The organism is Pseudomonas sp. RIT-PI-r (assembly GCF_001297015.1).
Taxonomy (GTDB): Bacteria; Pseudomonadota; Gammaproteobacteria; order Pseudomonadales; family Pseudomonadaceae; genus Aquipseudomonas.
Genome location: NZ_LIGE01000030.1, coordinates 63733 through 74710 on the forward strand (window position 1 = coordinate 63733; position 10978 = coordinate 74710).

General features: G+C 58.0%; 8 protein-coding genes. 1 reads left to right on the forward strand and 7 read right to left on the reverse strand.

All coding sequences use genetic code 11. The annotated features are described in order from the left end of the window. Positions 1–144: 144 nt before the first annotated feature. The 7 genes from lpdA to sdhC form a co-directional block, all read right to left on the reverse strand. The gene (gene lpdA, locus AK821_RS18310; protein ID WP_034156249.1) at positions 145–1581 is read right to left on the reverse strand and encodes a dihydrolipoyl dehydrogenase; all 1437 of its coding nucleotides are present in this window, start codon (positions 1579–1581) and stop codon (positions 145–147) included. 97 nt (positions 1582–1678) lie between these two features. Next, entirely contained in the window at positions 1679–2902 is a 1224-nt protein-coding gene (gene odhB / locus AK821_RS18315; RefSeq protein ID WP_064390959.1) for a 2-oxoglutarate dehydrogenase complex dihydrolipoyllysine-residue succinyltransferase, read from the reverse strand. A 42-nt stretch (positions 2903–2944) separates the two neighbouring features. Then, positions 2945–5776 (reverse strand): 2-oxoglutarate dehydrogenase E1 component, encoded by a 2832-nt coding sequence (locus tag AK821_RS18320; RefSeq protein WP_064390960.1) that lies wholly within the window; start codon positions 5774–5776, stop codon positions 2945–2947. Positions 5777–6027: 251 nt separating this feature from the next. Continuing rightward, on the reverse strand, positions 6028–6732 hold the full coding sequence (locus tag AK821_RS18325) for a succinate dehydrogenase iron-sulfur subunit (RefSeq protein WP_038364054.1): 705 nt from the start codon (positions 6730–6732) through the stop codon (positions 6028–6030). Between the two features lie 11 nt (positions 6733–6743). Beyond that, a complete protein-coding gene (sdhA, locus tag AK821_RS18330) occupies positions 6744–8516 on the reverse strand; it encodes a succinate dehydrogenase flavoprotein subunit (RefSeq protein WP_064390961.1) in 1773 nt (590 codons plus the stop codon). A gap of 3 nt (positions 8517–8519) precedes the next feature. After that, a complete protein-coding gene (gene sdhD / locus AK821_RS18335; RefSeq protein ID WP_007977503.1) occupies positions 8520–8888 on the reverse strand; it encodes a succinate dehydrogenase, hydrophobic membrane anchor protein in 369 nt (122 codons plus the stop codon). Beyond that, positions 8882–9256, reverse strand: coding sequence for a succinate dehydrogenase, cytochrome b556 subunit (gene sdhC / locus AK821_RS18340; protein WP_034156251.1), 375 nt, complete (start codon positions 9254–9256; stop codon positions 8882–8884). Before sdhC ends, sdhD begins: the two co-directional genes overlap by 7 nt. A gap of 362 nt (positions 9257–9618) precedes the next feature. On the opposite strand from sdhC, the gene gltA reads away from it, so the two are divergent. Continuing rightward, positions 9619–10908 carry a citrate synthase gene (gltA, locus tag AK821_RS18345; RefSeq protein WP_007919904.1) on the forward strand — a complete coding sequence of 430 codons (1290 nt, stop codon included), beginning with the start codon at positions 9619–9621 and terminating at the stop codon, positions 10906–10908. Positions 10909–10978: the final 70 nt, after the last annotated feature.

Below are 10978 nucleotides of genomic sequence, written 5' to 3' on the forward strand. Positions count from 1 at the left end.
CTGCGCTCGTTTGAGTGCCGCGCCACCTGTGACTGCTGCTTGCGTAGCTGAGCTACGCAAGACTGCGTCCAGCGGACATTCCGCGGTGAGACTTGCTCGCAAGGCTCACGACGGGCCGTTACCGCCGTGGTTTCTTATTGTCTGTTAACGCTTTTTGCGGTTGGCAATGTGGATGGCGCCGCCATTCACAGCCAAAGCAGCTTCGTGCAAGGCTTCAGACAGGGTCGGATGGGAGAAAACCATCATGCCCAGGTCTTCAGCGCTGGTGCCGAATTCCATACCGATCGCGCCCTGCTGAACCAGTTCTGCAGCGCTCGGGCCAATCACGTGCACGCCCAATACGCGGTCAGTCTTGGCATCAGCGATGACCTTGACGAAACCACCGGTATCGTTGGCGGCCATGGCACGGCCGGAAGCGGCGAACGGGAAGGTGCCGACGTTAACTTCAACGCCTTCAGCTTTCAAGGCCTGCTCGGTTTTGCCAACCCACGCGATTTCCGGGTGAGTATAAATAACCGAAGGGATCAGGTCATAGTTCATCTGGGCTTTATGGCCCTTGATGCGCTCAACGACCATGATGCCCTCTTCCGATGCCTTGTGAGCCAGCATCATGCCGCGCACCACGTCACCAATGGCGAAAACGCCCGGTACGGTGGTCGCGCAGTGATCGTCAACGTGCACGAAACCGCGCTCGTCGAGGGTCACGCCGCTGTCGGAAGCCAGCAGATCAGTGGTCACCGGACGGCGACCAACGGCTACGATCAGCTTGTCGAAAGTGATGGTCTGTTCGCCGTTGGCATCGGTGTAGTTCACAACGACTTCGTCGCCGTTCACTTTCGAGCCGGTCACGCGAGCGCCCAGTTTGATGTCCAGACCTTGTTTGGTCAGGGTTTTCAGCGCTTCCTTGGAAACAGCGGTGTCCGCTGCCATCAGGAAAGTGTCCAGTGCTTCCAGAACAACCACTTCCGAACCCAGACGCGACCACACCGAACCCAGTTCCAGACCGATCACGCCAGCGCCGATCACGCCCAGACGCTTAGGTACGGTCTGGAATTCCAGTGCGCCAGTCGAGTCAACGATGACTTTCTGATCAACCGGAGCCGGTGGAATGTCGATTGGACGCGAACCTGGAGCCAGGATCACGTTTTCAGCTTCGATGACTTCAACCGAGCCGTCTGGCTTGGTGACTTCGACTTTCTTGCCAGCCAGCAGTTTGCCGTGGCCCTGGATCGAAGTAACGCCGTTGGCCTTGAACAGGGTGGCAACGCCGCCGGTCAGGTTCTTGACGATGCCAGCCTTGCGGCCAACCATCGCAGCGACGTCCATTTTGACTTCGCCAGTCGAGATACCGTGAACGTTGAAGCTTTCTTTCGCTTCCTTGTATTTCCAGGAGCTGTCGAGCAGCGCCTTGGAAGGAATGCAGCCCACGTTCAGGCAGGTGCCGCCCAGGGCTTGCTTGCCTTCAGCGTCGGTGTACTTCTCGATGCAGGCAGTGGTCAGACCCAGCTGCGCGGCCTTGATGGCAGCCACGTAGCCACCAGGGCCAGCACCGATCACTACTACGTCAAATTTCTGCGACATTCAAAAAATCCTCTTTAGCGAAAAGCTTCAAGCCGCGCGCTCCAAGCCAAGCTGCCCTTTCCTGCAGCTTGAAACTTGAAGCCCGCGACTGCTTCTATCAGATATCCAGCAACAGACGAGCCGGATCTTCCAGCAGGTTCTTGATGGTCACCAGGAAGGTCACAGCTTCTTTGCCATCGATCAGACGGTGATCGTAGGACAGTGCCAGGTACATCATCGGACGGATAACGACCTGACCGTTGATGGCCATAGGACGCTGGATGATGTTGTGCATGCCCAGAATCGCTGCCTGCGGCGGGTTGACGATCGGGGTCGACATCATCGAACCGAAGGTACCACCGTTGGTGATGGTGAAGGTACCACCGGTCATCTCGTCCATCGACAGTTTGCCGTCACGGGCTTTTTTGCCGAATGTTGCGATGCCGCCTTCGATTTCGGCCAGGCTCATCAGTTCGGCGTTACGCAGAACCGGAACAACCAGGCCACGGTCGCTGGAAACGGCAACGCCGATGTCAGCGTAGCCGTGGTAAACGATGTCGCCGCCGTCGATCGACGCGTTGACAGCCGGGAAGCGCTTCAGCGCTTCGGTCGCTGCTTTCACGAAGAACGACATGAAGCCCAGGCGTACGCCGTTGTGGGACTTCTCGAACAGGTCCTTGTACTTCGAACGCAGGGCCATGACTTCAGTCATGTCGACTTCGTTGAAAGTGGTCAGCATCGCCATGTTCGACTGTGCTTCAACCAGACGCTTGGCCACGGTGGCACGAACGCGGGTCATCGGAACGCGCTTCTCGATGCGGTCGCCAGCGGCGAACACTGGAGCGGCAGCCGAAGGAGCAGCAGCCTTGGCAGGCGCGGCAGCCGGAGCAGCTTTCTTGGCAGCAACAGCAGCAACCACGTCTTCCTTGGTCACACGACCGCCTTTGCCGGTGCCGGCAACGGAAGCGATGTTGATGCCGTTTTCTTCAGCCAGCTTGCGCGCAGCAGGAGCAGCAACAGGATCGTCTTCGCCTTCAGCGGCAGCCGGTGCAGCGGCAGCAGCGGCCGGAGCAGCAGCGGCGGCTGGAGCAGCGGCAGCAGCGCCACCTTCCTGGATGGAGCCCAGCACTTCGTCGGACAGGACGGTTTCGCCCTCGCCCTTGACGATTGCGCCCAGCACGCCATCAGCGGTAGCCAGAACTTCCAGTACGACTTTGTCGGTTTCGATGTCGACGATCAGTTCGTCGCGCTTGACGGCGTCGCCCGGTTGTTTGTGCCAGGTGGCAACGGTGCCATCGGCAACCGATTCCGGGAAAGTGGGGGCTTTGATCTCGATAGCCATTATCTGTGGTTCCTTAAATTCGGTTTCAGGTGCGCGAAGGCGTTAAATGGTAAACGCGTCTTGCAGGAGTTTTTCCTGCTGCTCGGCGTGCATCGATGCGTAACCACAAGCAGGTGCAGCAGAAGCCTCACGGCCCGCGTACTCAAGTACGAGAGACTTGTCGAGGTTCCCGATGCTGCGACGCAAGTGGTGCTGGCTGCAGTACCAGGCGCCCTGGTTCATCGGCTCTTCCTGACACCAAACGGCATTTTTGACGTTGGTGTACGGAGCCAGGACTTCTTTCAAGTCGTCCTCAGGGAATGGGTACAGCTGCTCGATACGCACGATGGCGATATCTTCACGGCCTTCGGCACGGCGTTTCTCCAGCAGGTCGTAGTAGACCTTGCCGCTACACAGAACAACACGCTCGACCTTTTTCGGGTCCAGGGTATCGATTTCCGGGATCACGGTCTGGAACGAACCTTCGGCCAGATCTTCCAGGGTCGAGATGGCCAGTTTGTGGCGCAGCAGCGACTTCGGAGTCAGCACGATCAGCGGCTTGCGCAGCGGACGAATCACCTGACGACGCAGCAAGTGGTAGATCTGTGCTGGCGTGGTCGGTACCGCTACCTGAATGTTGTGCTCGGCGCACAGTTGCAGGTAACGCTCAAGACGTGCCGAGCTGTGCTCAGGGCCCTGACCTTCGTAACCGTGTGGCAGCAACATGGTCAGACCGCAGAGACGGCCCCACTTGTGCTCGCCGCTGGTGATGAACTGGTCGATAACAACCTGTGCACCGTTGGCGAAGTCGCCGAACTGGGCTTCCCAGATCACCAGCGCATCCGGCGTGGTGGTCGAGTAACCGTATTCGAACGCCAGTACCGCTTCTTCCGACAGGAACGAGTCGTACAGGTCAAAGCGTGGCTGACCGTCGTACAAGTGTTGCAGCGGAATGTAGGTGCCCGCGTCTTTCTGGTTGTGCAGAACAGCGTGACGGTGCGAGAACGTACCGCGGCCGATGTCCTGACCGGTCATGCGAATCGGGTGACCTTCGAACGCCAGGGTCGCGTACGCCATGGTTTCAGCGTAACCCCAGTTGATCGGCAGGCCGCCGGCTTGCATCTTCTGACGGTCTTCGTAGATCTTCGACACCTGACGCTGAACCACGAAGCCTTCCGGAATTTCCAGCAGCTTGGCAGACAGTTCCTGCAGGGTCTTCAGATCAAAGCGAGTGTCGTGACGCGCAGTCCAGGCGTGGCCCAGATACGGACGCCAGTCCACGAACAGCTCTTTGTTCGGCTCTTTGACCAGCGATTTCACGACGTGCAGACCGTTGTCCAGCGCGTTGCGGTATTCGTCGACCTTGGCCTGAACACGTTCAGCGTCCAGAACACCGCCCTGGGTCAGACGATCAGCGTACAGCTCACGGGTGGTGCGCTGCTTGGTGATCTGCTGATACATCAGAGGCTGGGTGCCGCTTGGTTCGTCGGCTTCGTTGTGGCCGCGACGACGGTAGCAGACCAGGTCGATCACCACGTCACGCTTGAACTGCATGCGGTAGTCGATGGCCAACTGGGTCACGAACAGCACGGCTTCCGGATCATCACCATTCACATGGAGGATCGGCGCCTGGATCATCTTGGCAACGTCGGTGGCGTACTCGGTGGAACGCGAGTCCAGCGGGTTGCTGATGGTGAAACCGACCTGGTTGTTGATCACGATGTGCACGGTACCGCCGGTCTTGAAACCGCGGGTCTGCGACATCTGGAAGGTTTCCATGACCACGCCCTGACCTGCGAATGCAGCGTCACCGTGGATGGAGATCGGCAGCACCTTCTCGCCAGTGGCGTCGTTACGACGATCCTGACGGGCGCGCACCGAACCTTCTACCACCGGGGAAACGATTTCCAGGTGGGACGGGTTGAACGCCATGGCCAGGTGAACTTCACCGCCAGCGGTCATCACGTTGGACGAGAAGCCCTGGTGATACTTAACGTCACCGGAACCGAGCTCGACCTTCTTCTTGCCTTCGAACTCGTCGAACAGCTCGCGCGGGTTCTTGCCGAAGGTGTTGACCAGCACGTTCAGACGGCCACGGTGGGCCATGCCGATGACGACTTCCTTGGTGCCGTAGGAACCGGAACGCTGGATCAGTTCGTCGAGCATCGGAATCAGGCTTTCGCCGCCTTCCAGACCGAAACGCTTGGTGCCCGGGTATTTGGTGCCCAGGTATTTTTCCAGGCCTTCACCGGCAGTCACGCGCTCAAGCAGATGGCTCTTGATGTCGGCGGAGTACGTCGGACGACCACGCACGCTTTCCAGACGCTGCTGGAACCACTGGCGCTGCTCGGAATCGGTGATGTGCGTAAATTCAGCGCCGATGGTGCGGCAATATGTCTGCTGCAACGCTTCGTGAATTTCGCGTAGGCTCGCTTCCTCTTTGCCGATGAACAGGTCGCCGGCACGGAAGGTCGTATCAAGATCGGCATTGGTCAAGCCGTAATGATTGATCGACAGGTCTGCAGGTGCAGGACGCTGCCACAGCCCCAGCGGGTCAAGCTGGGCTGCCTGGTGGCCACGCATACGGTAGGCCTGGATCAATCGCAGCACTTCAACTTGCTTCTTCTCGTGCTCACTGCTCACGCTGCCGGCGGAAACCGGTTGAGCGCGGCGCTGGTTCTTTGCCAGCAGCACGAAATGATCGCGAATTGTCGAGTGCGAAACATCAGTGGCAGAGTTGCCGTCGGCAGGCAACTTCTGAAAGTAGGTGCGCCACTCTTCTGGCACAGCGTTAGGGTCGTGCAGGTAGAGCTCATAAAGCTCTTCCACATAGGCAGCGTTTCCACCTGAAAGGTAGGCGCTGTTCCACATGCGCTGCATCACGCTTTCTTGCATGCTTGGTCACCCTCGGTTAGGGGAACACCATCGATGTCGACACCGAGCAAACTTGCAGAAGTCCGAATGCAGCGACTAAAACAAGCCACTTAGGATCACACTGATAGTCCGGGTACCAGCCCGGATGCCCCTGCTTGTCTCATTTCTTCAAAATAAGAGCCGCAGCTTATGGCTACTGCTCTGGTTATAGCCATGACGCGGGTTGAAGCCCGCGCCACAGCCTCTACGGTACAGCGGTTACAGCAGCTGAATCACACGCCGCTTGAAAGCAGCATGTTACGGATGTGACCGATGGCCTTAGTCGGGTTCAGGCCTTTCGGACATACGTTGACGCAGTTCATGATGCCCCGGCAGCGGAATACGCTGAACGGGTCATCGAGCGAAGCCAGACGCTCGTTGGTCTTGGTGTCACGGCTGTCTGCCAGGAAGCGATAAGCTTGCAGCAGTGCAGCTGGACCCAGGAACTTGTCCGGGTTCCACCAGAAGGACGGGCAAGAGGTCGAGCAGCAAGCGCACAGGATGCACTCGTACAGACCGTCGAGCTTTTCGCGCTCTTCTGGCGACTGCAGACGCTCGATGGCCGGAGCCGGCGTGTCGTTCTGCAGGTAAGGCTTCACCTTCTCGTATTGCTTGTAGAAGATGCTCATATCGACAACCAGGTCACGGATAACCGGCAAACCTGGCAGCGGACGAACGATCAACTTGTTACCTTTTACAACGGCAGACAGCGGCGTGATGCACGCCAGACCGTTCTTGCCGTTGATGTTCATGCCGTCGGAGCCGCAGACGCCTTCACGGCAAGAGCGACGATAGGAGAAACCCTCGTCCTGCTCTTTGATCAGGGCCAGCACGTCCAGCACCATCAGGTCTTTACCACCGGTATCGACCTGGAATTCCTGCATGAACGGCGCAGCGTCCTGATCAGGGTTGTAGCGATAAACACTGACTTGCAACATGGCGGTCACCCTTAATAAGTCCGGACTTTAGGTTCGAAAGTCGGAACAGTCTTCGGCGAGAAGTTCACGGCACGCTTGGTGACGCGCTTGTCACCCGGGAAGTACAGGGTGTGGCACAGCCAGTTTTCGTCGTCACGATCTTCGAAGTCTTCACGGGCGTGAGCGCCGCGCGACTCTTTACGTACTTCGGCCGCGATGGCGGTAGCTTCAGCCACTTCCAGCAGGTTTTGCAGTTCCAGCGCTTCGATACGGGCAGTGTTGAACGCCTGCGACTTATCGTTGATCTTCACGTTGGCAATGCGGGCACGCAGGTCAGCGAGCTGAGCGATACCCTTCTGCATGTATTCGCCGGTACGGAATACGCCGAAGTAGTTCTGCATGCAGCTTTGCAGCTCGCGACGCAGGGTAGCGACGTCTTCGCCGTCAGTACGGCTGTTCAGCGCGTTCAGACGCGACAGGGCAGCCTCGATGTCGGCTTCGGTAGCGTCGTCGTATTCGATGCCGTCGGTCAGCGCTTTTTCCAGGTGCAGACCAGCAGCGCGGCCGAATACCACCAGGTCGAGCAGCGAGTTGCCGCCCAGACGGTTGGCACCGTGAACCGATACGCAAGCCACTTCACCTACCGCGAACAGACCAGGAATGATCTGATCCACGCCGTCGGCGTTCTGGGTGATCGCCTGGCCGTGAATGTTGGTGGCAACGCCGCCCATCATATAGTGGCAAGTCGGAACAACCGGAACCGGCGCAACAACCGGGTCAACGTGAGCGAAAGTCTTCGACAGTTCGCAGATGCCTGGCAGACGGCTGTGCAGCACTTCCTCGCCCAAGTGGTCGAGTTTGAGCATTACGTGGTCGCCATTCGGACCGCAACCGTTGCCGGCGATGATTTCTTTAACCATCGAGCGAGCAACCACGTCACGACCGGCAAGGTCTTTGGCGTTCGGAGCATAACGCTCCATGAAACGCTCGCCGTGCTTGTTGATCAGGTAACCACCTTCACCACGGCAACCTTCTGTAACCAGTACACCGGCGCCGGCGATGCCGGTCGGGTGGAACTGCCACATTTCGATGTCTTGTACCGGCACGCCAGCACGCAGAGCCATGCCGACGCCGTCACCGGTGTTGATCAGGGCGTTGGTGGTGGAAGCGTAAATACGACCGGCACCGCCGGTAGCCAATACAGTGGCTTTCGCGCGGATGTAGGAAGTTTCGCCAGTTTCGATGCAGATCGCGATCACACCGACGAAGTCGCCTTCCTGGTTTTTCACCAGGTCGACAGCGTAGTACTCGTTCAGGAACGTGGTACCGGCTTTCAGGTTGCCCTGATAAAGGGTGTGCAGCAGTGCGTGACCGGTACGGTCGGAAGCAGCGCAAGTACGCGCAGCCTGGCCGCCTTTACCGTAGTCCTTGGACTGACCACCGAATGGACGCTGGTAGATGCGGCCTTGCTCGGTACGCGAGAACGGCAGACCCATGTGGTCCAGTTCGAAAACTGCAGCCGGGCCTTCCTGACACATGTATTCGATAGCGTCCTGGTCACCGATGTAGTCGGAGCCCTTGACGGTATCGTACATGTGCCAGCGCCAGTCATCGTTCGGGTCAGCGGACGCGATTGCGCACGTGATGCCGCCCTGGGCGGATACAGTGTGCGAACGGGTCGGGAAAACCTTGGTGATCACGGCAGTCTTGTGACCGCCCTGTGCCAGTTGCAGCGCAGCGCGCATGCCGGCACCGCCACCACCAATAATGATGGCGTCGAAAGAAATCGTTGGAATGTTAGCCATGACTCAGATACCCCAGAGAATCTGCACACCCCAGACGAAGTAAGCGAACATCGCAACGCCGCATACTGCCTGGAAAAGGAAACGTACTGCAGTCGCGGACTTGCCCAGCGCCATTGGCGTCAGGTAGTCGGTCGCGATGGTCCACATGCCGACCCAGGCGTGAGCGCCAAGGGCAACGAGGGCCAGCAGACTGAAGATACGCATCCCGTTGTGAGCGAACAGGCCGTGCCACTGGTCGTAGCCAATGCCCGGATTCGCTGCAAGGTATCCGATCAGGAAGATGAAATAAGCCGCGAGAACAACCGCAGACACACGTTGCGCCATCCAGTCATAGAGGCCCGAACGCGAAAGGTTCGTAACGCTGGTTACCATATCCAAACTCCTGCCAGAACGATCAACACCACGGAAACGGCGATGATAATTTTCGAGCCCAGGCGGCCGCCTTCCAGCGTCTCACCGATGCCCATGTCCATGATCAAGTGGCGCACACCGGCTACCAGGTGATACAGCAGAGCGGACAGGAGGCCCCATGCTACGAACTTGGCCAGCGGGCTGGTCAAGCATGCCTTCACTTCGGCAAAACCTTCCTCGGAACCCAGAGATTTGCCCAATGCATAAAGCATGAAGCCGATACCCAGGAAGAGGATGATGCCGGAAACACGGTGAAGAAACGACGTAACGCCGGTGATGGGGAGTTTGATGGTCCTTAGGTCTAGGTTTACAGGTCGTTGGCTTTTCACGGCTTTTTTTTCACACTGAAGAGCCCCTAACAATCAGGGCAAAGTTGTTGGGGAGTGCACTGGTCAGGTAACCACCACCCAGGGATGCGACCCCCAATAAAGCAGGCCCAAAAGCCCCTGGCGGTCGGTGGCCGAGTATAGACAGTTAGGCTACTAATGACAACGCAATCACCTACCCCCAATAGCTGATTGCACAAGTTGCATAAAAGGCGTAAATGGCAGTCAATTTCGAGGAAAAAGAGCGCTTAAAGCCTTCTGGAGCAAGACTTTAGGCAAATTGACATTCGAATTTATCTCACTATAGTGGTGCGGGCCCTGCGTGGGGGGTCTGTCTGATGGTTCAAGCATAAATAGGAGGCCACATGGCTGACAAAAAAGCGCAGTTGATCATCGAGGGCGCAGCCCCCGTCGAGCTGCCCATTTTAACCGGCACCGTTGGTCCCGATGTTATTGATGTTCGGGGCCTGACGGCCACGGGCCGCTTCACTTTCGACCCGGGTTTCATGTCGACCGCCTCGTGCGAATCGAAGATTACCTATATCGACGGCGACAACGGCATTCTGTTGCACCGCGGCTACCCGATCGAACAGCTGGCTGAAAAGTCGGACTACCTGGAAACCTGCTATCTGCTGCTCAACGGCGAACTGCCGACCGCAGAACAGAAGGCCCAGTTCGTCAGCACCGTGAAAAACCACACCATGGTTCACGAGCAGCTGAAAACCTTCTTCAACGGCTTCCGTCGTGACGCCCACCCGATGGCCGTCATGTGCGGTGTAGTCGGCGCCCTCTCGGCCTTCTACCACGACTCCCTCGACATCAATAACCCGCAGCATCGCGAAATCTCCGCGATCCGTCTGGTTGCCAAGATGCCGACCCTGGCAGCGATGGTTTACAAGTACTCCATGGGCCAACCCATGATGTACCCGCGCAACGACCTGACGTACGCGGAAAACTTCCTGCACATGATGTTCAACACCCCGTGCGAGATCAAACCGATCAGCCCGGTGCTCGCCAAGGCCATGGACCGGATCTTCATCCTCCATGCCGACCACGAGCAGAACGCATCGACTTCCACCGTGCGTCTGGCCGGCTCTTCGGGCGCCAACCCGTTCGCCTGTATCGCCGCCGGTATCGCCGCACTGTGGGGCCCTGCCCACGGCGGTGCGAACGAAGCCGTGCTGACCATGCTTGACGAGATTGGCGATGTTTCGAACATCGACAAGTTCATCGCCAAGGCCAAGGACAAGAACGATCCGTTCAAACTGATGGGCTTCGGTCACCGCGTTTACAAGAACCGCGATCCTCGCGCGACTGTAATGAAGCAGACCTGCGACGAAGTACTCAAGGAACTGGGCATCAACAACGATCCGCAACTCGAACTGGCCATGCGCCTGGAAGAGATCGCCCTGACCGACCCGTACTTCATCGAGCGCTCGCTGTACCCGAACGTCGACTTCTACTCGGGGATCATCCTCAAGGCGATCGGCATTCCGACCAGCATGTTTACTGTGATTTTCGCGCTGGCACGTACTGTTGGCTGGATCTCCCACTGGAAAGAAATGCTCTCCAGCCCGTACAAGATTGGCCGTCCGCGCCAGTTGTACACTGGTTACGAGTCGCGTGATATTTCCAAGCTGGAAGACCGTAAATAAGACCTGTCTTGCGATAACGTCTTAAGTTGTACCGGGAACGGCCTCTATTTATATAGGGGCCGTTTTTGTT

Bases quoted from the DNA above. Each gene is read 5' to 3' on its own strand.
- gltA (WP_007919904.1), top strand. From the start codon at position 9,619: ATGGCTGACAAAAAAGCGCAGTTGATCATCGAGGGCGCAGCCCCCGTC.
- lpdA (WP_034156249.1), bottom strand. From the start codon at position 1,581: ATGTCGCAGAAATTTGACGTAGTAGTGATCGGTGCTGGCCCTGGTGGC.
- odhB (WP_064390959.1), bottom strand. From the start codon at position 2,902: ATGGCTATCGAGATCAAAGCCCCCACTTTCCCGGAATCGGTTGCCGAT.
- AK821_RS18325 (WP_038364054.1), bottom strand. From the start codon at position 6,732: ATGTTGCAAGTCAGTGTTTATCGCTACAACCCTGATCAGGACGCTGCG.
- AK821_RS18320 (WP_064390960.1), bottom strand. From the start codon at position 5,776: ATGCAAGAAAGCGTGATGCAGCGCATGTGGAACAGCGCCTACCTTTCA.
- sdhA (WP_064390961.1), bottom strand. From the start codon at position 8,516: ATGGCTAACATTCCAACGATTTCTTTCGACGCCATCATTATTGGTGGT.
- sdhD (WP_007977503.1), bottom strand. From the start codon at position 8,888: ATGGTAACCAGCGTTACGAACCTTTCGCGTTCGGGCCTCTATGACTGG.